The sequence below is a fragment of the Acidovorax sp. LjRoot118 genome (assembly GCF_964253575.1).
In the GTDB taxonomy this organism is placed as follows: Bacteria; Pseudomonadota; Gammaproteobacteria; order Burkholderiales; family Burkholderiaceae_C; genus Acidovorax.
Genome location: NZ_CAXURB020000001.1, coordinates 5,969,738 through 5,992,370 on the forward strand (window position 1 = coordinate 5,969,738; position 22,633 = coordinate 5,992,370).

The 22,633-nt window shown below is 67.3% G+C and carries 21 protein-coding genes; 10 read left to right on the forward strand and 11 right to left on the reverse strand.

Annotated elements, in window-relative coordinates; all coding sequences use genetic code 11:
• Position 1: 1 nt before the first annotated feature.
• The gene (locus ACSQ9E_RS28065) at positions 2–1,102 is read right to left on the reverse strand and encodes a hypothetical protein (protein ID WP_436219746.1); all 1,101 of its coding nucleotides are present in this window, start codon (positions 1,100–1,102) and stop codon (positions 2–4) included.
• A 109-nt stretch (positions 1,103–1,211) separates the two neighbouring features.
• Between ACSQ9E_RS28065 and ACSQ9E_RS28070 the strand changes: the two genes are divergently transcribed.
• Positions 1,212–1,808: a hypothetical protein gene (locus ACSQ9E_RS28070; protein ID WP_436219747.1), complete on the forward strand. Its 597-nt coding sequence runs from the start codon at positions 1,212–1,214 to the stop codon at positions 1,806–1,808.
• A 24-nt stretch (positions 1,809–1,832) separates the two neighbouring features.
• On the opposite strand, the gene ACSQ9E_RS28075 is transcribed toward ACSQ9E_RS28070, so the two are convergent.
• The 4 genes from ACSQ9E_RS28075 to ACSQ9E_RS28090 form a co-directional block, all read right to left on the reverse strand.
• Entirely contained in the window at positions 1,833–3,176 is a 1,344-nt protein-coding gene (locus tag ACSQ9E_RS28075; RefSeq protein WP_436219748.1) for an SH3 domain-containing protein, read from the reverse strand.
• Between the two features lie 2 nt (positions 3,177–3,178).
• Positions 3,179–4,603, reverse strand: coding sequence for a prephenate-dependent tRNA uridine(34) hydroxylase TrhP (trhP, locus tag ACSQ9E_RS28080; RefSeq protein ID WP_057200296.1), 1,425 nt, complete (start codon positions 4,601–4,603; stop codon positions 3,179–3,181).
• 31 nt (positions 4,604–4,634) lie between these two features.
• Complete coding sequence (ttcA, locus tag ACSQ9E_RS28085) at positions 4,635–5,558, reverse strand: tRNA 2-thiocytidine(32) synthetase TtcA (protein ID WP_436219749.1); 924 nt, start codon at positions 5,556–5,558, stop codon at positions 4,635–4,637.
• A 138-nt stretch (positions 5,559–5,696) separates the two neighbouring features.
• Positions 5,697–6,761, reverse strand: coding sequence for a homocysteine S-methyltransferase family protein (locus ACSQ9E_RS28090; protein WP_057200298.1), 1,065 nt, complete (start codon positions 6,759–6,761; stop codon positions 5,697–5,699).
• 157 nt (positions 6,762–6,918) lie between these two features.
• On the opposite strand from ACSQ9E_RS28090, the gene recQ reads away from it, so the two are divergent.
• Positions 6,919–8,802: a DNA helicase RecQ gene (gene recQ, locus ACSQ9E_RS28095; protein WP_235514254.1), complete on the forward strand. Its 1,884-nt coding sequence runs from the start codon at positions 6,919–6,921 to the stop codon at positions 8,800–8,802.
• A gap of 4 nt (positions 8,803–8,806) precedes the next feature.
• Here the strand turns inward: recQ and ACSQ9E_RS28100 are convergent, their stop codons facing one another.
• A complete protein-coding gene (locus tag ACSQ9E_RS28100) occupies positions 8,807–9,874 on the reverse strand; it encodes a serine hydrolase (RefSeq protein ID WP_057200300.1) in 1,068 nt (355 codons plus the stop codon).
• Positions 9,813–10,910, reverse strand: coding sequence for a serine hydrolase (locus ACSQ9E_RS28105; protein ID WP_082604048.1), 1,098 nt, complete (start codon positions 10,908–10,910; stop codon positions 9,813–9,815). Before ACSQ9E_RS28105 ends, ACSQ9E_RS28100 begins: the two co-directional genes overlap by 62 nt.
• 210 nt (positions 10,911–11,120) lie before the next feature.
• Between ACSQ9E_RS28105 and ACSQ9E_RS28110 the strand changes: the two genes are divergently transcribed.
• The 4 genes from ACSQ9E_RS28110 to ACSQ9E_RS28125 all read left to right on the forward strand — a co-directional run bounded on the left by ACSQ9E_RS28110 (position 11,121) and on the right by ACSQ9E_RS28125 (position 15,586).
• Positions 11,121–12,320: a threonine ammonia-lyase gene (locus tag ACSQ9E_RS28110; RefSeq protein ID WP_436219750.1), complete on the forward strand. Its 1,200-nt coding sequence runs from the start codon at positions 11,121–11,123 to the stop codon at positions 12,318–12,320.
• 169 nt (positions 12,321–12,489) lie between these two features.
• Entirely contained in the window at positions 12,490–12,636 is a 147-nt protein-coding gene (locus ACSQ9E_RS28115) for a hypothetical protein (protein ID WP_007860492.1), read from the forward strand.
• A 91-nt stretch (positions 12,637–12,727) separates the two neighbouring features.
• Complete coding sequence (queC, locus tag ACSQ9E_RS28120; RefSeq protein ID WP_057200302.1) at positions 12,728–13,435, forward strand: 7-cyano-7-deazaguanine synthase QueC; 708 nt, start codon at positions 12,728–12,730, stop codon at positions 13,433–13,435.
• Between the two features lie 288 nt (positions 13,436–13,723).
• Positions 13,724–15,586, forward strand: a complete 1,863-nt coding sequence (locus ACSQ9E_RS28125; protein ID WP_428002866.1) for a phosphoenolpyruvate carboxykinase (GTP) — start codon at positions 13,724–13,726, stop codon at positions 15,584–15,586.
• A 216-nt stretch (positions 15,587–15,802) separates the two neighbouring features.
• On the opposite strand, the gene ACSQ9E_RS28130 is transcribed toward ACSQ9E_RS28125, so the two are convergent.
• Together ACSQ9E_RS28130 and ACSQ9E_RS28135 are read right to left on the reverse strand one after the other, a co-directional pair.
• The gene (locus tag ACSQ9E_RS28130; protein ID WP_436219751.1) at positions 15,803–16,243 is read right to left on the reverse strand and encodes a hypothetical protein; all 441 of its coding nucleotides are present in this window, start codon (positions 16,241–16,243) and stop codon (positions 15,803–15,805) included.
• 193 nt (positions 16,244–16,436) lie between these two features.
• Positions 16,437–16,862 (reverse strand): hypothetical protein, encoded by a 426-nt coding sequence (locus ACSQ9E_RS28135; RefSeq protein WP_057200305.1) that lies wholly within the window; start codon positions 16,860–16,862, stop codon positions 16,437–16,439.
• A 127-nt stretch (positions 16,863–16,989) separates the two neighbouring features.
• On the opposite strand from ACSQ9E_RS28135, the gene ACSQ9E_RS28140 reads away from it, so the two are divergent.
• The 3 genes from ACSQ9E_RS28140 (at position 16,990) to ACSQ9E_RS28150 (ending at position 19,387) form a co-directional block, all read left to right on the forward strand.
• Positions 16,990–17,982: a LysR family transcriptional regulator gene (locus tag ACSQ9E_RS28140; protein WP_057200306.1), complete on the forward strand. Its 993-nt coding sequence runs from the start codon at positions 16,990–16,992 to the stop codon at positions 17,980–17,982.
• A gap of 12 nt (positions 17,983–17,994) precedes the next feature.
• The gene (locus ACSQ9E_RS28145) at positions 17,995–18,840 is read left to right on the forward strand and encodes a metallophosphoesterase (protein ID WP_436219752.1); all 846 of its coding nucleotides are present in this window, start codon (positions 17,995–17,997) and stop codon (positions 18,838–18,840) included.
• 124 nt (positions 18,841–18,964) lie between these two features.
• Positions 18,965–19,387 carry a universal stress protein gene (locus tag ACSQ9E_RS28150; protein ID WP_057200308.1) on the forward strand — a complete coding sequence of 141 codons (423 nt, stop codon included), beginning with the start codon at positions 18,965–18,967 and terminating at the stop codon, positions 19,385–19,387.
• Positions 19,388–19,464: 77 nt separating this feature from the next.
• On the opposite strand, the gene ACSQ9E_RS28155 is transcribed toward ACSQ9E_RS28150, so the two are convergent.
• Both ACSQ9E_RS28155 and ACSQ9E_RS28160 read right to left on the reverse strand, forming a co-directional pair.
• A complete protein-coding gene (locus tag ACSQ9E_RS28155) occupies positions 19,465–20,085 on the reverse strand; it encodes a TetR/AcrR family transcriptional regulator (protein ID WP_428002869.1) in 621 nt (206 codons plus the stop codon).
• A gap of 164 nt (positions 20,086–20,249) precedes the next feature.
• A complete protein-coding gene (locus ACSQ9E_RS28160) occupies positions 20,250–21,164 on the reverse strand; it encodes a LysR family transcriptional regulator ArgP (RefSeq protein ID WP_057200783.1) in 915 nt (304 codons plus the stop codon).
• A 128-nt stretch (positions 21,165–21,292) separates the two neighbouring features.
• Here ACSQ9E_RS28160 and ACSQ9E_RS28165 point away from each other — a divergent pair, with 128 nt between their 5' ends.
• The gene (locus ACSQ9E_RS28165; RefSeq protein ID WP_436219753.1) at positions 21,293–22,633 is read left to right on the forward strand and encodes a D-amino acid dehydrogenase; all 1,341 of its coding nucleotides are present in this window, start codon (positions 21,293–21,295) and stop codon (positions 22,631–22,633) included.

The window sequence follows — 22,633 nt, forward strand, 5'->3', positions numbered from 1 at the left end:
TTCAGGCCCCGGGACCGGCCGGCCGGACGGGGACGACGGGCTCCACCCAGCGCAGGGCCAGGCAGAACGGCTGCGCGCAGGGGGACCGCCCCGCGTAGGGGCAGCCGGATACTTCGCACAGCGGCCGGTCGCGCTCGCGGGCTTCCTCGGTGGGCAGGTGGCCGCTGGCCTGCAGCACGGCCATCTGCGTCCAGGGGTCCATGCGCTGGGCTTGCGGCAGCAGCATTTCACGGCCGTAGACCGCGGCGGGCAACTGGGCCTGGAAGTCGAGCACCAGCAGCGCGCTGGTGCGCGCAGCGACCGCCTCCGGCCCCTGCAGCACCAGCGCAAACACCCCCGATTGCAAGGACTGCGCGTTACCGGAGAACGGTAGCTGCAGCGGCGCCGGCGGAGGCGATGCCACGGCAGAGGGTGCCGACTGCGATGCCATCCAGGGCACGGGCATGCGCAGGGTCAGTGCAAAGCCGCGCGGCCCTTCGGGAGTCTGCACCGTGCCCTGGCGCACCAGCCAGGTCTGCAGCGGCGGTTGCCCGGGTTCGGCGTCGCCTCTTTCGAGTGCATGGGCCAGGCCCACGGGCCAGGGCTGGGCGGCGACCACCCGCTGCGGCATGCCGCCGCCCCCGGTCAGTTGCGCCACCATGGCGCTCACCATGCGCAGCACGGGGGCGTCGAGGCCCTCGGCGGGCCAGATGGCCGCAGCGAGCTGCGCCGTGCCGGTGGCCGGTACAGCCTGGGACGCCGCCAAGGGCGCCCCCGCAGGCGGCAGCATCGGCAGCGAGGTCCGCGCCGCCGCGCTGGCACCCGCGCCGCCGGCGGGCAGGGCCTGGCGCGGGTCAAACCCTGCGCCCAGCTGGCCGCGCGCCTGGGCCGAGATACTGGCCTTGTCGGCCGAGGCCGCTGCTGGTGCCGAAGGAGGAACCGGCGTAGCGGAAGGCGACGGCACAGGGCTCCCTGTTGGGTCAGCCACCGGAACCGGCGCACGCACTGTAGTCGGCTTGTCCAGCCCGAGCAGCGAGGACTGCCGCTGCAGCGCTGCCTCGGCAAGGAACTGGGCCACGGGCGGCAAGGCGCCAGGGCGGGAGGAGTCGATGGGGGTGGCCATGCGTGACTGTGGGTAGACGCCTGATTCTGGAGCGATTCAGTGCCGATGAACAGGGCGGCCGCACCCGGGGCCCCCTGCCTGCGTCAGAATTCGGCCAGCCCTCGCCACCATGACCCTCCCACCCTCGCCTGCACCACCACCCCATGCCTGGGTCGCTCCGGCCGTGCTTGCCGCAGTGGCCGGCTTCCTGCTGCTGAGCGCCTGCCTGTTCGCGCCCAGTTGGGAGCGCGCCTTGCGCTCCGACGCATCCCCAGCCTCCTGGCTGTCAAGCGCCCTGCTGCTCACGCTGGGTGTCACCGCCCTGCGGCTGACCGCCGAACGCGCCCTGCCCCGGCCACTGGGGATCTGGCTGGTGCTGGCCTTTGGCGCGCTGGCGCTGGACGAGCAGTTCATGCTGCACGAACTGTGGAAATTCCGCTGCATCGAATGGACCACCGCCTGCCATTCGCATTGGGTGCGCGAGGCACCGATGCTGGCCGTGGGCGTGGTCGGTGCGGCCACCCTGGCCTGGCTGCACCGGGCTCTCGTCCACCGCAGCACGCAGGCGCTGATGTGGGCCGGCCTGCTGATGGGCCTGTGGGCGATTGCGGTCGACCAGTGGCCCGGGGTGCCCCCGGAGCTGGCAACCTTCGAGGAGGTTTTCGAGGTCCTGGCCGAAACGCTGGTGCTGGCAGCACTGCTGCGCCAGCCGGCGCGCGCTGGCTGACCCCGCCTGCTCAGCCCCGGCTGGTCAGGTGCATTCCTGGTCCACCCAGTGGCCGGCCCCGAACCACTGGCCGCCGACGTTGAGGTACCAGTGGTGCGTGAATACCGGCTGGCCCGACATCTCGCCCTTGGACGGAATCTCGATGCGCAGGATGTCGGCAATGCCGTCGCGGTCGAGGTCGATCTCGTAGGCCACCACGGCGGTCTGGATGCGCACGGGCTGGGGCACCTCGGGAGGGCTGGCCGCAATGGTCCATTCCTTGGGGTGGCGCCGCGCCTGCACGGCTACCGCGCTGGCGGGCAGGGCTGTGGCGGTTACCAGGCGGGTGAGAACCTGGGCCGTGTCAGACAGGCGTGCATAGCCCTTCACGTTGACCAATTCGTCGCCACCGCCGGCGGGCGGGTCTTCGAACCCGGGGCCGGTGTAGTGGCCCCCGCAATAGAAATCCCCGTTGTCGATCATCCAGGTGCGCTTGCGCAGGCCCTGCGCGCCCACCAAGCCCTGGTGCGTGATCGCGTAGATCGTGAGCGGAGGATCGAAGACAAGATAGGCCGCGCCCACGTCCCAGAAACCCGTGACGAATTCGATCTCCGGGCCGTTGTGGCGGTTGTGGCCGCCCATGGGCACATCCGTGGGGACAACTGCAAGGCGGCTGCCCGCCACCGCCGCCAGACCATCGGCCTCGGTGTCGTGCAGCAGCGCCACCTCGCCATGGCGCTTGAAACGCGAGGGCGCGATGGGCTTGAGCGCCAGGCGTACCCCCGGGATGCTGATATCGGCCACCGGGTCCACCGGCTTGCCGCGCGCGATCTCGTTCGTTGGGTCGAGCAGTACGCCGGCGCGCAGCAGCCGCTTGGCGGCCTCGAACTCGGGCCGGGCCGGATAGCGCACCTCGGCCCCCAACGCATGGGTCTTGATCAGTGCCGGCATCTGCAACGCGGCGGGGCGGGGCAAGGCATTGCCATAGGCGCGCAGCCGCTTGGGCGACGGCGCCACCCAGAAGGCGCGTGCCGGGTCTTTCGCTGCCTGCACCAGCGCCAGGGGTGCCGGCGCGAGCAGGTTGCAGGCCACGTGCGCCTGCAGCGGCAGGGGGGAAGCCAGTGCGCCCTTGCCGCCGGCATTCAGGCGCGGATCGCCGCGGTAGGACACCTCGCACCAGCCATCGCGCTCGGCCAACTGCTGCAGCACGGTGTTGGCGGGCACCTGGGCCAGCACGCGCGCATCGGCGCGCGGGGCCTCGCGCAGGTTGACCCACGAGCCTTGCACGTGGCGCACCTCGGGTGCCGTCTGCTGCGCCGCCGCGCCGTGCACCCACAGGGCCGACCCGGCGAGCCCTACGGCCACAGAGCAGACAGAGCGCAGTCGCATGCTCAGGCCACCAGTTCGGGCGCGGAGGCCGGCTGCTCCACCACCCGCGCCAGCAGGGCGCCCGCATAGCGCGCGGGCAGCGGAATCCACACACGCACCGGATTGCCCTGGGCCACGGCCACGGGCTGGCCGTGCATGTCGTGCATGCGCTCGAGCCGCAACTGCACATTGCCGCTCGGGTGCACCACCTCCAGCAGGTCGCCCACGGCGAAGTGGTTCTTGGTCTCCACCTGCACCCAGTCGCCGACGAGGCCCACGGCGTCCTGGCCGTCGGCGCCCAGCACTTCGCCCGCGAACTGGCTGCGCTGGGTGGCCGAATGACCGCTGAGGTAGTTCTGGTAGTCCTGGCTCGGGCGGCGCTCAAGCAGGCCGCCCGTGTAGCCGCGGTTCGAGAGGCCTTCGAGCTCGACCAGCAGTTCGGGGTTGAAGGGCCGGCCGGCCACGGCGTCGTCGATGGCGCGGCGGTACACCTGCGCGGTGCGCGCCACGTAGTACAGGCTCTTGGTGCGGCCTTCGATCTTGAGCGAATTCACGCCGATCTGCGCCAGGCGCGCCACATGCTCCACGGCGCGCAGGTCCTTGCTGTTGAGGATGTAGGTACCGTGCTCATCTTCCATGATGGGCATGAGCTGGCCGGGCCGGCCCAGGTCTTCGAGCAGATAGACCTGGTCGGCCGCCGGGTGGCGTGCGCCGTCGCCACAGGTAGAGAACGACTGCTCGGCCTCCTGCTGGGCGGTGGCGAAGTCGAAGCCGGCCTCCATCTTCTGCGCCACGGCTTCGCCCGTGGTCGGGTCCACATCGGCGCCATGCGTGGCATAGCCCCAGCGGCAGGCGTTGGTGCAGGTGCCCTGGTTCGGGTCGCGGCGGTTGAAGTAGCCGCTGAGCAGGCAGCGGCCCGAATAGGCGATGCACAGCGCGCCGTGCACGAATACCTCGATCTCCATGTCCGGGCATTCCTGGCGGATCTGCGCGATCTCGTCCAGGCTCAGCTCGCGCGAGAGGATGACGCGCTCCACACCCATCTTCTGCCAGAACTTCACGGCCGCCCAGTTGGTGGTGTTGGCCTGCACCGAGAGGTGCACCGGCACATCGGGCCACTTGTCCTTGACCATCATGATGAGGCCGGCGTCGGCCATGATCAGGGCGTCGGGCTTCATGTCGATCACGGGCTCGATGTCGCGCAGGTAGGTACGGATCTTGTCGTTGTGCGCGATCAGGTTGCTGGTCACGAAGAACTTCTTGCCGCGCGCATGCGCCTCGGCGATGCCCTGGCGGATCTGCTCCAGGCGGAACTCGTTGTTGCGCGCGCGCAGCGAGTAGCGCGGCTGGCCCGCGTACACGGCATCGGCACCGAAATCGTAGGCTGCGCGCATCTTGTCGAGCGAGCCGGCGGGCAGCAGCAGTTCAGGGGCTTTGAGGGCGGTCATCGGGGGGCCATCCAATCGGGTTGTGTGGGGTTCAGCGCGGCACCGGCATGGCGATGGCCTGCGGGAATTGCTCGCCATCGAAGGCCTTGTCGCCATCGGCATCGGCCACGCCGTTGGCCACCAGGCCCTGGAAGTCGAAGTGGCGCGGGTCCATGAAGTGCGAGGGCACCAGGTTGCGCAGCGCCACGGCCATGTTCTCGATGCGGCCGGGGTACAGCTGCTGCCAGTCGCGCAGCATCTGCCCGATCTGCTTGCGCTGCAGGTTCTCCTGGCTGCCGCACAGGGTACAGGGGATGATGGGAAATTCGCGCAGCTCGGCCCAGCGCGTGAGATCGGCTTCGGCCACATAGGCCAGCGGGCGAATAATGACGTGATCGCCCCGGTCGCTCTGCACCTTGGGCGGCATGCCCTTGAGCTTGCCGCCGAAGAACATGTTGAGAAAGAAGGTCTGCAGCATGTCGTCGCGGTGGTGGCCCAGCGCGATCTTGGTGCAGCCCAGCTCGTCGGCCACGCGGTAGAGGATGCCCCGGCGCAGGCGGCTGCACAGGCTGCACATCGTTTTGCCCTCGGGCACATGCTGCTTGACCACGCTGTAGGTGTCGCGCGTCTCGATGTGGAAGAGCACGCCCAGCTCCGCGAGGTACCCGGGCAGCACCTGGGCCGGAAAGCCCGGCTGCTTCTGGTCGAGGTTGACGGCGACGAGCTCGAAGCGGTGGCCGTTGCGCTGCTGCAGCATGCGCAGCACGTCGAGCATGCCGTAGCTGTCCTTGCCGCCCGAGACGCAGACCATGACCTTGTCGCCATCGGCGATCAGGCCAAAGTCGGTGATCGCCTGGCTTACCTGGCGCACCAGGCGTTTTTCGAGCTTGATGGCCTCGCGGTCGGCGCCGCTGGGGCTCCCCGCATGGGCAGTTATTTCGGCGTCGGAGGGCAAGGCGGGGGAGTCGGTCAGCATGGGGCAGGCAAGAAAGCACGGCCGCGGCCAGAACACTTGGCTGCGATCCAAAATGCCACGTTGGCATGGCGCAGGGCAACGGAAGACCCGTCGCCCCTGCCCGATTTTCGTACAGATCGGGCGCAAAGGCCCCGGTTTTCAGGCCTCGGCGGCGTAGAACATGCGGCGCGCCGGTACCGTCTCCACAGCGCGCGCAATCGCGCCGATGTGGTCGGGCGTGGTGCCACAGCATCCACCGACGATGTTCACCAGCCCCTCGGCCGCGAACTCGTGCACCAACCGGCTCGTAACTTCGGGCGTCTCGTCGAAGCCGGTGTCGCTCATGGGGTTGGGCAGGCCGGCGTTCGGGTAGCAGCTGATGAAGGTATCGCCCGCCACGCGGTTCAGTTCCTGGATGTAGGGGCGCATCAGCGTGGCGCCCAGGGCGCAGTTCAGGCCGATGGCCAGCGGGCGCGCGTGGCGCACGCTGTTCCAGAAGGCCGTCACGGTCTGGCCCGAGAGGATGCGTCCCGAGGCATCGGTGACGGTGCCGCTGATGATCAGCGGCAGGCGCTGGCCGCTGTTCTCGAAATACTCGTCGATGGCAAACAGAGCGGCCTTGGCGTTCAGGGTGTCGAAGATGGTCTCGACCAGCAGCACATCGCTGCCGCCCTCGACCAGCGCCTCGGTCTGCTCGTAGTAGGCGGCGCGCAGCTGCTCGAAGTCGACGTTGCGCGCGCCGGGGTCGTTCACGTCGGGGCTGATGCTGGCCGTCTTGGGCGTGGGGCCCAGGGCGCCGGCCACGAAGCGCGGCTTGTCGGGCGTGCTGTACTTGTCGCAGGCGGCGCGGGCCAACTGCGCCGACTTGAGGTTCATCTCGCGCGCCAGGTCGGCCATCTTGTAGTCCTCTTGCGCGATGGTGGTCGCGCCGAAGGTGTTGGTCTCGATCAGGTCGGCACCGGCGGCCAGGTAGCGCTCGTGGATGTCGCTGATCACATCGGGCCGCGTGAGGCTCAAGAGCTCGTTGTTGCCCTTGACGTCGCGCGGAAAGTCCTTGAACCGGTCGCCCGCACCGCCGGGGCCGGTGTAGCCCTCGCCCCGGTACTGCGCCTCGCCCAGCTTGAAGCGCTGGATCATGGTGCCCATGGCGCCATCGAGGATGGCGATGCGTTGGGCGAGGATGTCGGGCAGCTGCTGGGCGCGGGTGTAGTGGAGGGCTTGCATCCCCCTATTGTAGAAAGTGCGGCCGCGCCCCGCATGCAGCGCACAATATGCGCCTGCCGCGCAACAGGCCAAATGGCATCTGCCAGGCCCCATTGATACAACTGGCTGCCATCGCTTGCTGAAAAAGCGCCAACGGCCCTTAAACCCGAGTATTCGTTTGTCTTCTCGTCCTTTGTCATCCGCCCCGTCACCCGCCCACACCGTCCTGCACGACGTCTTTGGCTACGAGCAGTTCCGGGGCCCCCAGCAGGACATCGTCGAGCACGTGATCGGCGGCAGCGACGCATTGGTGCTCATGCCCACGGGCGGCGGCAAGTCGCTGTGCTACCAGGTGCCGGCCATCGTGCGCCAGCAGCAGGGCCGCGGGGTGACCATCGTCATCTCGCCGCTGATCGCGCTGATGCACGACCAAGTCGGTGCCCTGCACGAGGCGGGGGTGGATGCCGCCTTTTTGAACTCCACGCTGAGCTTCGACGAGGCGCAGGACGTGGAATTTCGCCTGCAGACCGGTGCCATCACGCTGCTCTACGCGGCACCCGAGCGGCTGAACACGCCGCGCTTCCTGGGCCTGCTCGACAGCCTTTACAACGAGGGGCACCTGTCGCTCTTCGCCATCGACGAGGCGCATTGCGTGAGCCAGTGGGGCCACGACTTCCGCCCCGAGTACCGCGCACTCACGGTGCTGCACGAGCGCTATGCCGGCGTGCCGCGCATCGCGCTCACCGCCACGGCCGACGACCTCACGCGCGCCGACATCATCGAGCGCCTGCAGCTCGAGGACGCGCGGCTGTTCATCAGCAGCTTTGACCGCCCCAACATCCGCTACCGCATCGAGGAAAAGAAGGACGCCACCACACAGCTGCTGCGCTTCATCGAGCGCGAGCACGCGGGCGAAGCCGGCGTGGTGTACTGCCAGTCGCGCAAGCGCGTGGAGGAACTGGCCTCGACCCTGAGCGACGCGGGCCTCACCGCCCTGCCCTACCACGCAGGCCTTGACACCAAGGTGCGCCAGAAGAACCAGGACCGCTTCCTGCGCGAAGAAGGCATCGTGATGGTGGCCACCATCGCCTTCGGCATGGGCATCGACAAACCGGACGTGCGCTTCGTGGCGCACGTGGACATGCCCAAGAACATCGAGGGCTACTACCAGGAGACCGGCCGCGCCGGGCGTGACGGCCTGAACGCCGATGCCTGGATGGCCTACGGCCTGAACGACGTGGTCAACCAGCGCCGCATGATCGACGAGAGCCCCGCGGGCGAGGAGTTCAAGCAGGCGCTGCGCGGCAAGCTCGACGCGCTGCTGGCCCTGGCCGAAGCCACCGACTGCCGGCGTGTTCGGCTACTGGCCTATTTCGGCGAAGCGTCCACCCCCTGCGGCAACTGCGACAACTGCCTCACGCCCCCCGCCATCTGGGATGCGACCGACGCGGCGCGCAAGCTGCTGTCCACCATCTACCGGGTGCAGCAGGTCAGCCGCATCGGCTTTGGTGCCGGCCACATCATGGACATCCTGCGCGGCAAGCAGACCGAGAAGGTGCTGCAGTTCGGGCACGAGAAGATCTCCACCTTCGGCATCGGGGCCGACCTGTCAGAGCCCCAGCTGCGCGGCGTGCTACGCCAGTTGATCGCCACCGGCGCCCTGGGCCTGCAGAAAGTGATGCTCGACAGCGGCCACAGCTTCGACACCCTGTGCCTCACCGAAGGCTCGCGCGCCGTGCTCAAGGGTGAGGTACCGGTACAACTGCGCGAGTCGGTGTCGGCCGCGCCAGCCAAGCGCACCCGCAAGGGCAGCGCGCCACCGGCCGCCGCCGCCAACCTGGGGCCCGATGCGCAGGTGCGCTTCATCAACCTCAAGGCCTGGCGCGCCGAGGTGGCCAAGGAGCACAACCTGCCGGCCTACGTGATCTTCCACGACGCCACCCTGGCGGCCATCGCCGAGCGCAACCCTGCCACCCTGGAAGACCTGCAGGGCATCAGCGGCATGGGTGCCAAGAAGCTGGAAGCCTACGGCAGCGAGGTGCTGCGCGTCTGCGCGCAGTAGGGCTTCAGCGGCCGGGCTTCTTGCCCGGAAAGAAGGTCTGCGTGAGGGCCCGGCCGATCTGCTCGAAGGCCCTGCCGGCCTCGCCATGCTCGTCCAGGTCCTCGGCGCAGGTGGCCACCACGATGGCGGCACGGCCGCCGTCTTGCGGGTTGACCACGCCCATGTGGCAGGCGCGGTGCAGCTGGGTGCCCGTCTTGTGGATGAAGCGCTCGCTGCGCGGCAGGCCGGCTTCGAGCCGGTAGGCGTCGTAGGTGGCGTACTTCAGGTCGGTGAACAGGCGCTGCTGGTGCGCGGGCGAGAGCAGCTTGCCGGTGACCAGCTTTTCCAGCATGCCGCCGTAGGACGTAAGCGGTGCGGAATTGAGCCCGCGCGCGTAGTACCGGGCGTAGGCCTCGTCCATGGTCTTCACGCGCAAGTCGGTCGTGGCCACGTCGATGGTGCGCGCCAGCGCATCCACGCGCTTCGGCCCCATCGGTGCGGAAGCCAGCCGCACCAGGTCCATGTTGGCCATCTTGCGCGCACCGGGGTGCAACTCGGCATACACGTCGTAGCGCACCTGCGTGAAATCGGTGATGCGCTCGACCCCCTTGGCACCGAGCAGGTCGCGCGCGCGGCGGTTGAGCGTGTCGTCGCCGATGGTGCGGATCAGCATGTTGGCGGCGGTGTTGTCACTCTCCATCAGCATGCGCTTGAGCAATGCGTCCAAGCGGTAGCGGGTGCCGGCCTTGTTCCAGACCACGTTGCCCGAGCCGTCAACCTTGTCCGTGTCTTGCAACGTCACCTGCTCGGCAAGGCTGTGTTTTCCCTGCTCGACCTCCTGCAGCAGGGCAATGGCCACCGGCAGCTTGGCCGAGGAGCCCAGGTACCAGGGCCGGTCAGCCTGGTAAGACAGCACCTCGCCAGTGTCCAGCCGCTTGACGTAGACCCCGAGCTGCCCCGGCGTGGCCTGGTCGATTTTTTCGATCTGCTGGCGCAGCGCGTCGCTCCACGCGGCGCCATGCGCCGTCAGGCTAGCGCTCGCCAGGATCAGCGCGGTGCACCACGCGCGCAACGGGAGGGCACTCTGGGTCATGGGTTCTTCCGTCGGTCAGCAGGCCAGAGTTGCACAGGGCCGCCCCCACGTCGCGCAGGGCACGGTCTGAACGCGCGCTGGACAGCTCTCCACGCGTACAGGCAACCACGATAACCCGCTGGTCGCGGCCCAGGCGTGGGACAGTGACCAATCCGGAGTCGCATGTGCGCGCCCTTTGCGTGCCGGTCTTGTGCGCAAAGCGAGCCGTCTTGGGCAGGCCTGCCTGCACGCGGTGGACCCCCGTCTGCACCCTCTCCATGACCGACAGCAGGTAGCGGGTGTGCGCGGCATGGAGCACCTTGCCGTTGACCAGCAGCTCCAGCAGGTCGGCATAGGCATCCAGCCGGCCCGAGTTCAGGCCGCTGGCGTAGTAGGCCTCGAAGGCATCGCCCACGCTTGGCAGCAGGAAGGACGCGGCGGGCACGTTCAGCAGGCGCGACAGCACCTGCACCCGGTCCGCATCGCTGCGCTGCTGCTTGATCACCAGGAAGTCATGGCCGGACAGGTGCGATGCCTGCGGCGTGAGGTAGCCATAGGCGTGGCGGCGCACGTCGGCCAGGCTGGTGATGCGCTCGAATCCCCGGGGCACGAGCTGCTCGACCAGCGCATTCACGGCACGGATGCCGACCAGCCCGATCAGCATGTCGCTAGCCGTGTTGTCGCTGTAGATGACCATCTGTTCCAGCAGATAGCGGATGCTCAGCGCCGCCCCAACGGGCTTGGCGTTGGTATGGCCCGCACCGTCCACGTAGTCGGAAGCACGCACGCGCAGCCTGGTATCCAGCGTGAAGTCGCCCCGCTCCACGGCCTGCAGCACCGCCAGCGCCACGGGCACCTTCACCGTGGAGGCCAGGTACCAGCGCTCCTGGCCGCGATGGGACACAGCGATTCCGCTCTCCAGATCGCGCACGTAGACGCCGATGCCGGCGGTGTTCTGCGCCGCCACCTGGGTGAGTTCGGCCTGCAGCAGTTCAGGCCAGGCAGGACGCGGTGACGGGGCGCCCTGAGCATGCGCAGAGCCCACAACCAGCGCCATGGCGGACAGCGTCAACGAATGGAAAAAAGCCTTTGGACGGGCGATGGCGGGCACCTCCGTAAACCCGCAAAGGTACACCCCGCCCCTCGTGGGGCCGGTAACACACTGTGATCCGAGGGGTTACCGAGTCAAGAATCCGTGCATGGCATTCCACCGCCCTGTGAAGCGAGCCTGTCGCAAAAGGCGCTGCGGGGCGCCACAATGGCACCCATGCTGACCCTCAACGACATCCAAGCCGCCGCCGCCCGCGTCCGGGGCCATGTGCTCGACACCCCCTGCGTCGAGTCCAAGACGCTCTCCCAGATCGTGGGCGCCCAGGTGTTCCTCAAGTTCGAGAACCTGCAGTTCACGGCCTCCTTCAAGGAGCGCGGGGCCTGCAACAAGCTGGTGCAGCTGAGCGCTGAAGAACAGGCACGCGGCGTGATCGCCATGAGCGCCGGCAACCATGCCCAGGGGGTGGCCTACCATGCGCAGCGCCTGGGGCTGCATGCGGTGATCGTGATGCCGCGCTTCACACCGGGCGTGAAGGTGCAGCGCACGCGCGGCTTCGGTGCCGAGGTCGTGCTGCACGGTGACACCCTCGAAGAGGCGCGCGCCCATGCCTACCAGCTGGCCAGCGAGCGCAGCCTGACCTTCGTGCACCCCTACGACGACGAGGCCGTGGCTGCCGGCCAGGGCACGCTGGGGCTGGAGATGCTGGCGGCCGTGCCCGACCTCGACACGCTGGTGATCGCCGTGGGCGGCGGCGGCCTGATCTCGGGCGTGGCCACTGCGGCCAAGGCGATCCGCCCGGGCATCGAGATCATCGGCGTGCAGACCTCGCGCTTCCCGGCCATGGTCAACGCCATCCAGGGCACGCAGCACCCGCAGGGCACCTCGACCATCGCCGAAGGCATTGCCGTGGGCACGCCCGGCAAGATCACGCAGGAGATCATCCGGCGCCTGGTGGACGACCTGGTGCTGGTGGACGAAGGCGACATCGAGCAGGCGGTGCTGATGCTGCTGGAGATCGAAAAGACCCTGGTGGAGGGCGCCGGCGCCGCCGGCCTGGCGGCACTGGTGCGCTACCCCGAGCGCTTCAAGGGCAAGAAGGTGGGACTGGTGCTGTGCGGAGGCAATATCGACCCGCTGCTGCTGGCGGCCATCATCGAGCGCGGCATGGTGCGCTCGGGCCGGCTGGCACGCGTCAAGGTCAGTGCGCGCGACATCCCGGGGGTGCTGGCACGCATCACGGCCATGGTGGCCGACACGGGCGCCAACATCGAGGAGGTGCACCACCAGCGCGCCTTCACCATGCTGGCCGCACAGAATGTGGAGATCGAACTGGTGCTGCAGACGCGGGGCAAGGCCCATATCGAAGAGGTGCTGCAACACCTGCACGATGGGGGCATGGAAGCCGTGCTGATCTGATACGGATTTGCCTTCAACCGTATAACGTCGTTGGTTCGCCTTGCCGTGCTACAGCACTGTCTGCGGCTCCCGCCTAGTTATACGATCGAATGCAAATCCGTATGAGGGAGTTGGTCCTGCCTCCCACTCCGGCTAGAATTGCGCAAGTTTTAAGCATCTGGAGCCCCGCATGTCCGACCACAATACCCCCCACGCCCCTGAAGAGCATCCGGCCGACGCCGTGGAAAACGTGGTGCCGCTGATGCCCATCGTGCTGCCCGTGGTGGGCGGCATCATGATGTTTTTGCTGGCGTTCATCGCCGTGAACATGGCCTGATCGCCACGGAGCGCCCCACACGCGTCCATGGCAGCCCCGCGCAGCGGGGCTTTTTTTCGTCCTTTTTTCTTCAACCCCCAGGAGCTGCCCCATGAGACCCGGAAGCGCATTGGTTCTTTTCTCCGGTGGACAGGATTCCACCACCTGCCTGGCCTGGGCGCTCACGCACTTCGCCCATGTCGAGACCGTCGGCTTCGACTATGGCCAGCGCCACCACATCGAGCTCACGGCCCGCCAGACCGTCCTCGCGGCCGTGCGCGAGCGCTTTCCGCAATGGGCTGGCCGGCTCGGCGAGGACCACATGCTCGACCTGGCGGTGCTGGGCCGCATCAGCGACACGGCGCTGACCAGCGAGACCGAGATCCAGATGACCGCCGCCGGCCTGCCCAACACTTTCGTGCCCGGGCGCAACCTGCTGTTCTTCAACCTGGCGGCCGCCGTGGGCTACCGGCGCGGGCTGCACACCCTGGTGGGCGGCATGTGCGAGACGGACTTCTCAGGCTACCCGGACTGCCGCGACGACACGCTGAAGGCGCTGCAGGTGGCCGTGTCGCTGGGCATGGGCCAGCGCTTCACCTTCGAGACCCCGCTGATGTGGCTGGACAAGGCCGACACCTGGCAAATGGCGAAGGACCTGGGCGGGCAGGCGCTGGTGGACGTGGTGCTGGAGCAATCGCACACCTGCTACCACGGTGTGCGCGGCGAGCGCCATGCCTGGGGCTACGGCTGCGGCACCTGCCCGGCCTGCGCCCTGCGCAAGGCCGGCTACGAGCGCTGGGTAGGCTCGACTGGCGCCTGAAGCACCCATTTGAAAGACATAACCCCATGCAATTTTTGCATGGATTTAGACCCTGTCTGACAGACAAGCGGGCGGTAGATTCATAAAATCGACATCCCAGCCGACCCGCGGAATCCGTGGAATCCGTCCTCCACCCCGTGGGGATGACCCGCGCCCCGCCCGCCGACTGAGCAAGAAAGCCGTTTTTTCAAAGGCAGCGCTCAGCATCCGCACCTGCGCCAGGCCTTTCGCCCCGGGTCCCGGGACGCTCCCTTTGAAAAGACTGTTTTTCAACTTAGGAAGCTCCCGATGAACGCACCCACCATGCAGGGCCTGAATCTCAACGCCCCCTCGCACGTCAAGAATGCCCGGCTGATCGCCTGGGTGGCCGACATGGCCGCCCTGTGCAAGCCCGACAGCATTTACTGGTGCGATGGCAGCAAGGAAGAGTACGACCGCCTGTGCCAGCAACTGGTCGATGCCGGCACCTTCCAGAAGCTCAATCCCGCCAAGCGCCCCGGCAGCTTCCTGGCCTGCTCGGACCCGACCGACGTGGCCCGCGTGGAAGACCGCACCTACATCTGCTCGGCCGCCAAGGAAGACGCCGGCCCGACCAACAACTGGATGGCGCCGGCCGAGATGCGCACCACGCTGCAGCCGCTGTTCGATGGCTGCATGAAGGGCCGCACCATGTACGTGGTGCCGTTCAGCATGGGCCCGCTGGGCTCGCCGATTGCGCACGTGGGCATCGAGCTGTCCGACAGCCCCTATGTGGCCGTGAACATGAAGATCATGACCCGCATGGGCAAGGCTGTGTACGACGTGCTGGGCGTGGACGGTGATTTCGTGCCCTGCGTGCACACCGTGGGCGCCCCCCTGGCCGCCGGCCAGGCCGACGTGAAGTGGCCCTGCAACAAGACCAAGTACATCGTGCACTACCCCGAGACGCGCGAGATCTGGAGCTACGGCTCGGGCTACGGCGGCAATGCGCTGCTGGGCAAGAAGTGCTTCGCTCTGCGCATCGCCTCCACCATGGGCCGTGACCAGGGTTGGCTGGCCGAGCACATGCTGATCCTGGGCGTGACCAACCCCGAAGGCCAGAAGTACCACGTGGCCGCCGCCTTCCCCAGCGCCTGCGGCAAGACCAATTTCTCGATGCTGGTGCCGCCGGATGCCTTCGACGGCTGGAAGGTCACCACCATCGGCGACGACATCGCCTGGATCAAGCCCCAGGCCGATGGCAGCCTGCGTGCCATCAACCCCGAGGCTGGCTACTTCGGCGTGGCTCCCGGCACCAACACACTGACCAACCCCAACTGCATGGCCAGCCTGGACAAGGACGTGATCTTCACCAACGTCGCCCTGACCGATGACGGCGACGTCTGGTGGGAAGGCATGGAAAAGGACACCGGCGGCCTGCCCGCCCACCTGATCGACTGGCAAGGCAACGACTGGACACCCGAGATCGCCAAACAGACCGGCGCCAAGGCCGCCCACCCCAACGCCCGCTTCACCGTGGCCGCCACCAACAACCCCGCGCTCGACCCCGCCTGGGACGACCCCAAGGGCGTGAAGATCGACGCCTTCATCTTCGGTGGCCGCCGTTCGACCACGGTGCCGCTGGTGACCGAGGCACGCAACTGGACCGAAGGCGTCTACATGGCCGCCACCATGGGCTCCGAAACCACGGCTGCCGCCGCCGGCCAGCAGGGCGTGGTGCGCCGCGACCCGTTCGCGATGCTGCCCTTCATGGGCTACAACATGAGCGACTACTTCCAGCACTGGCTGACGCTGGGCGAGAAGCTGGCCGCGTCGGGCGCCACCCTGCCCCGCATCTACACCACCAACTGGTTCCGCAAGGACGAGGCCGGCAAGTTCGTCTGGCCCGGCTACGGCGAAAACATGCGCGTGCTCAAGTGGATGATCGACCGCCTGGAAGGCAAGGCCACGGGCGAGCAGACCATGTTCGGCGTGGCCCCTGCCTACGCCGAGATCAACTGGACGGGCCTGGATTTCAGCGCTGCCCAGTTCAACACCGTGACCAGCATCGACAAGGCCGCCTGGGCCGAAGAGCTCAAGCTCCACACGACGCACTTCGAGCAGTTGGCCTACCACCTGCCCCAAGCCCTGCTGGACACCAAGGCTGCCATCGAAAAGCGCCTGGCTGCCTGATGGCATTTCTGGTGCCTGGCTTGCCGGCACCATAAAAAAGCCGCCCCGACTGCAAGGTCCGGGCGGCTTTTTCACGGCAGGCGCTTTGGCGAAGTGTTGGCAGGGTGGTTGGCGAGAAACCCAGAAGCAACAAAAAAGCCGTGGCACACGCCACGGCTTGAATGTATTGCGAGGGTAGCCAGACCGGTCGCGCGCGGCGACCGGCGGGCTGACCGCTCAGTTGTACCCGCGGATGTCGTTCAACGTGGGCACACCCATGGCATGGTTCAGCTCGGCCATGATGCGCGGGTCGCGGATGGCGACTTGCCAGGTGCGCTGGTCTTCGGCCGCCCGGCGATTGCTTTCGACCCAGCGGGCGAAGCTGGCACGCAGCGAAGCGGCGGCACGGCGGGCAGGTACGGACAGCAGGGCCAGCGCGGCGAATGCCACCAGCCACAGCACCATCCAGGCGGCCAGCAAGTGGCCTTCGCTCCAGGTGTCGATCACCTGGTTGGCGACCACCAGCAGGGCGGAGACGACGGCTGCCAGCAGCAGGGAGGACGCGCCACGGGCGCTGTCGAAGCTGGCTGCGATGCCCTTGATGGCAGCGGCAGCGTTTTGGGCGCGGATCACGCCAGAGTGTTCGGTAGGATAGTCAACGTGTGCAAAATTGGTCATTTCGGTTCCCTTTATCAGCGCTTTTGGCGACATTGCCGGGCGAGTGAGTGAATCTTAGGGTTTACCCCATGTGTTATCAAGTTTATATCTTGAATCACTGCCATTCACGGCAGTGATGTACTGTAGGTGCAGCCCCGCCAGCAACAAAAAAGCCGTGGCATGCCACGGCTTTGCAGCGCAAAAGCTAACCGACTCAGTAGTACTTGCGGATGTCGCTCATCCCATGGTTCAGTTCGGCCATGATGCGCGGATCGCGCAGAGCGACCTGCCAAGTGCGGCTGTCTTCGGCGGCGTGGCGGCGGCTTTCGGCCCAGCTGGAAGCAGCGGCGCGCAGGGCCAGACCGGCACGGCGGGCCGGTGCGGACAGCAGGGCGAGGGCAGCGAACGCCACCAGCCACAGCACGACCCAGGCCGACAGCAGGTGGCCGTCGGTCCAGCGATCGACCACCTGGTTGGCCAGCACCAGCAAGGCGGAGACCACGGCGGCCAGCACCAGGGAGGCAGCGCCACGGGCACTGTCGAAGCCTGCGGCGATGCCCTTGAGGGCAGCCGCAGCCTTTTCGGCGCGGATCACGCCAGGGTGTTCGGTTGGATAGTCCACGTGTACAAAATTGGTCATTTCGGTTCCCCTATCGAGCGCTTTTGGCGACATTGCCGGGCGATGTCGCAATACTAGGGTTTACCCTTTAGTCTTTCAAATTTATATGTTGAATCATTGGTATTCACATTGGTGATGATTTGAAACCATGTCCAGCCGCCTGAACTTCCGCTCCCTCGACCTGAACCTGCTCAGGGTCTTTGACGAGGTCATGGCCGAGCGCAGCCTGACCAAGGCGGCGCACAAGCTGTCGCTGACCCAGCCAGCCGTGAGCAACGCCATGCGCCGCCTGCGCGAGGTGCTCGGCGACGACTTGGTGGTGCGCAGCGGCCAGGGGGTGGAGCCCACGCCCCGGGCACTGGCCCTGTGGCCCCCCATTCGCGATGCGCTCACGCAGTTGCAGGAATCGCTGGCACCCGGCCGCTTCGACCCGGCCACGGCCGAATCCACCTTCGTGCTGGCCATGGCCGATGCCACGGGTGCGACCCTGGTGCCCGGCCTGGTGGAGATTCTGGAGAGCGAGGCGCCCGGTGTCGCGGTGCGGGTGGTGCCCTTGACGACGCGCGACCCGCGCCGGCTGCTGGAGGAAGAGGCAGCCGACATGGCCGTGGGCTACTTCCCCGCCGTGCTGGCCGACCTCACTGCGCGCGAGCAGTCGGGCGGCATGGTGTCGTTCGAGAGCCGGCGGCTGTACGACAGCGAATACATGTGCGTGATGCGCCAGGGCCACCCGCTGGCCGATGCGCCCCTCACGCTGGATGCCTACTGCGAGGCACGCCACATGCTGGTGAGCTTTTCGGGCCGGCCCTTCGGCTTCATCGACGAGGCGCTGGCATCGCTCGGGCGGCGCCGGCGGGTGGTGCTCACGGTGAACCAGTTCTTCACAGCGGGCCGCGTGGTCTCGGGTTCGGACATGCTGACCGTTCTGCCGCGCCACTTCGTACCGGTGACCGGTATCGCGGATGCCCTGGTGCAGCGCAACCTGCCCTTCGACGTGCCGCCCGTGCACGTGGACGCACTGTGGCGCCGCAACAGCACGCAGGAGGCGGCCATGGGCTGGCTGCTATCGGCGCTGGCGCGTTCGGCACGGCGCGCGTTTCCGCAGGGGGAGCCCGGCCATTCGGCTGGCAAGACCCCTTAGACTGCACAGCCCATGAAAATCCAGATCCTGTCCGACCTGCACCTCGAAGCCAACCCCGATTTCATGCCCGAGCCCGCACCGGGCGGCGACCTGCTGGTGCTGGCCGGTGACATCGGCTCCTACCAGGACGGGGGCCGCATGCAGGACGAGGACTTTGGCCTGGCGCGTTTTTCGCCGCTGCCGCAGTTCGCCGGCTGGCCCACGCCGGTGCTGTTCGTGCCGGGCAACCACGAGTACGACGCGCTCGACTTCGATACCGCCCACGCGCGCCTGCGCGCCACCTGTGAGCGCCTGGGCATCCGCATGCTGGAGCGCGAGACGCTGGTGATGGACAGCGTGCGCTTCGTGGCCACCACCCTGTGGGCCGACTACGACGCGCTGGCGGACGATGCGCAAGTGACCGACCTCGCCCGGCGCCTGAAGCTGCGCGAGAAGGCCTTCCGCGCAGCCAACCACTACCTGCGCAAGACCGGCGGCACCAAGGACGGGGAGCCCTTCCTGGCCGAGCCCATGCGCGAGCTGGCGCTGCTGTGCACAGAGTGGCTGCGCGAAGCACTGGCCACGCCCTTCGACGGCACCACGGTGGCCATCACCCACTTTGCGCCGAGCCTGCGCAGCGCCGACCCGCGCTACGGCGTGGTGCCGGGTACGGCCGGCTTTTGCAATGTGCTCGATGAGCTGCTGCCCCATGCGCAGGTATGGATCCACGGTCACCTGCATGCGCCGAGCGACTACACGGTGCAGGGCACGCGGGCCGATGGCAGCCCCTTTGCATGCCGGGTGGTGGCCAACCCGCTGGGTTATGCCCGCAATGGAGAACAGGAAACCTTCCGGCCCCGTTACTGTGTAACCGTATGATGGCCTGCACGGGCCACCCACCCGTGCAGCGCAGGAAGAAAACCTGACACAGGTCAAGACAACAATCGCCGGCGCCCCTTACCCTGGCCACTCTGGTCTTGCCATTCCAACAAGGAGAACTTGCATGAACATCCTGCTCGCTGTCGACGGCAGCGCCTTTACCAAGAAAATGCTCGCCTACCTGGCTGCGCACGAGGAACTGCTGGGCCCCAAGCACAACTACACGGTGCTCACCGTGCAGGCGCCCCTGCCCGCCCGCGCCCGTTCGGCCCTGGGCAAGGAAGCCGTGGACACCTACCACGCCGAGGAAGCCGACAAGATCCTGGCCCCGGTGCTCAAGTTCATCTCCCGCCAGGGCGTGCAGGCCAAGACCATCGTCAAGGTCGGTCAGGTCGGTGAAACCATTGCCAAGGTGGCGGACTCCGGCCGATACGACCTGTTGGTGATGGGCTCGCACGGCCATGGTGCGCTCGCCACCCTGGTCATGGGCTCCGTCACGACGCAGGTGCTGGCGCACTGCAAGGTGCCGGTGTTGCTGGTGCGCTGAGTTGGCGGCGGCATGCGCCGCCCCCTCATGCAAAACGCCCGGAATGCCGGGCGTTTTCGCGTGCGGTCACCATCAATTCACCTCGATACCAGCCCATCGAAGCAGGTGCGCAGCACCAGGTCCACGATCTCGGCGTCGGAATACTGGCCGCCTTCTTTCAGGAAGGTCACGACCGGGTCGCAGGCGCGTGCATACAGGGTGTACAGCACCACCAGCGGGGGCAGCGTGGGGTTGATCACGCCCTGCGCCTGGGCTTGCACGATCCACTCGCCGATCTGGTCGCTCACGGTGACCAGGCCGTCGAGGTAATCCTTGTCGGCCATGAGCACGGCGCGCAGCGTGGAGTTGCGGCTGGGCAGCAGCGGCATCTCGTTGGTCAGCAGTCGCTCCAGCGACCAGCGCACCAGGGCGCGCAGCTTCTCGTGCGCCGGCAGCTCGGCCGGAAGAGCGCTCAGGTAGGTGCGCACCCGCGCGAGGATCTGCACCATGGCGGCACTGCACAGCTCTTCCTTGCTGCAGAAGTGCTTGTACAGGCTGGCCTTGGCGATGCCCACCGCATTGGCGACATCGTCCATGGTCATGGCGTCGAAGGCCTTTTCACCCAGCAGGCGGCAGGCCGACTGGAGGATCGCGCCCTCCCGAGCCTGGTGCATCTGCTCCTTGAAGGACACTTTGGGTGGTAGCGTGGTGGTGGACATGGACCCCATCTTATACATTGCAGTAAAAAAATAAATGACAAAGTTGTAATACAACTACGCCGTTCACGTTTTAGTCTGCAGGAATCGTGCCGCCCCACTGCGGGGAGTGCCATTTCGTGCGGGTTACCCCTTGTTGACTGCTTTTGCCAGCCCAGGCTCGGAGTTCAAGGCTGGGTCAGCGTCTTTGCAGCCGTGGCCGTGAGGGCGGCGGTCAGGGCGTCGAGCACCACCGACTCCAGATTCCAGCAGTGCCAGTACAGCTGGATGGGCAGGGCATGGCCGGGAGCGAGGTCGACCATGCTGCCGTCTGCAATGGGCCCGCGCGCCAGCAGCTCGGGCACCACACCCACGGCCCAGCCAGCGGCGACGGCGCGCATCTGTCCTTCTGTGCTGGGCACGAACAGGTGGTTGAGCGCCACGCGCTTGAGCCCGAAGGTGCGCGCCACGAACTCGGCCGCCATGTCGTCCTTGCGGTTGAACGACAGAAAGGACACCTCGCGGAAATTGTGCGGCGTAAGCCCATGGGGCAGATGCTTCTCGGCAAACGCGGCGGACGCCACGGCCACGTAGCGCATGGCACCGAGCGGCACCATCTTGCAGCCGCGCAGCGCCTGCTTGAGGGTGGTGACGCAGCCCAGCACCTGGCCCGAGCGCAGCCACTCCTGCGTGAAGTCCTGGTCGTCGACGATGATTTCCAGCGGCAGGCGCTGGCCCACCAGCTCGTGCAGCGCGCCCATGGCCCAGGTGGCGATGCTGTCGGCATTGATGGCGATCGAGATGCGCTCGTCCTCGCGCGTGGCACCGGGGGCGCTGGGGGCCAGCTCCTGCAGGTCGCGCTCCAGGTCGGCGCGCAAGAGGCGCATCTGCTTGGTGTGCTTGAGCAGCAACTGCCCCGCCGAGGTCGGCCGCAGCGGCCGGCTGCGCACGATGAGCACCGAGCCCACCTGGGCCTCCAGCGCACGCAGGCGCTGGGAGACAGCCGACTGCGTGACGTTCAGGCGCTGGGCGGCGCGCTCGAAACCGCCCTCTTCGACGATGGCGGCAAGGCATTCGAGGGCGGCGGGGTCGTAGGTGCTCATGGCTGGGATCTCGGCAAACGGGTGCAAGGGTGGCCTTGTGGGCACTGCTTGCATTAGACAGACTGATGCGTTTGGATTGAGTTTAATTTTGCTTTTAGTAGAACGCAATGTGGATCACACTGCCATCCATGAAAACCATCATCCTGGGCGCCGGCATCATCGGCATCAGCACCGCGTGGCACCTGTTGGAGCGCGGCCACGAGGTCGTCGTGGTCGACCGCCAGCCCGATGCGGCGCTGGAGACCAGTTTCGCCAACGCCGGCCAGATCTCGGTGAGCTACTGCGAGCCCTGGGCCAACCGCGATGCACCGCTGAAAGCGCTCAAGTGGATGTTCGACAAGGAGGCGCCGCTGCTGTTCCGCCCCCAGCTCGACTGGGAGCAATGGCGCTGGGGCCTGAAGTTCCTGGCCCAGTGCAATGACAGGGCCTTCGAGCGCAATGTGCAGCAGATCGTGGCGCTGGGCGCCTACAGCCATGCCGCGCTCAAGGACCTGGTGGCCACCACCGGCATCGACTACAACCGGCTCGAACGCGGCATTGCCCACTTCTACACCGACCAAAAATCCTTCGACGATGCCGGCCACGCGGTGGAGCTGATGCGCAAGCATGGTGTGCAGCGTCGCCTGGTGAGCAAGGAAGAGCTGCTGCAGATCGAGCCGGCATTCAAGGCCTATGGCGATCACATCACCGGCGGCACCTATACCAGCACCGACGAGAGCGGCGACGCCCGGGTGTTCACCCAGGCCCTGGCCAAACGCTGCGCGGAGCGCGGCGTGCAGTTCCTGTACGGGCACGACGTGCTGCGCCTGAACAAGATCGGCGACACCATCGATTCGGTGGCCGTCATGGCCCGCAGTGGCGCGAATGGCCTCAAGAAGGACTTCCTGCTCCAGGCCGATGCGGTCGTGGCGGCCTGCGGCTCCTACAGTGCGCCGCTGCTGCGCACGGTGGGCGTGGACCTGCCGATCTACCCCGGCAAGGGCTACAGCGCGACCTTCCCGCTGCTGCGCCCCGAGGCGGCGCCCTCGGTTTCCACCATCGACGACGGCCGCAAGATCGCCATGAGCCGCCTGGGCAATGTGCTGCGCGTGGCCGGCACCATCGAGCTGGGCGGCTACGACCTGTCGCTCGACTCGCCGGTCGCCAAGGCCCGCTGCCACATGCTGTCGCGCCGCATCGAGGAAATTTTGCCCGGTGTGTGCGACACACGCACGCCCGAACAGGGCGGCAACCCGCAGTACTGGACGGGCCTGCGCCCCGCCACCCCGACCAACATTCCCTTCATCGGCCGCACCCGCGTGGGCAAGCTGTGGGTGAACGCCGGCCACGGCACGCTGGGCTGGACGCATGGCGCGGGCTCGGGCAAGGCGCTGGCCGAGCTGATCAGCGGCGAGCAGCCGGCAATGCACTTCGGCTTTCTGGGCGAGCAAGCGGCGCGGCCGCGCAGGGCCACGCTGGCCACGTCCTGA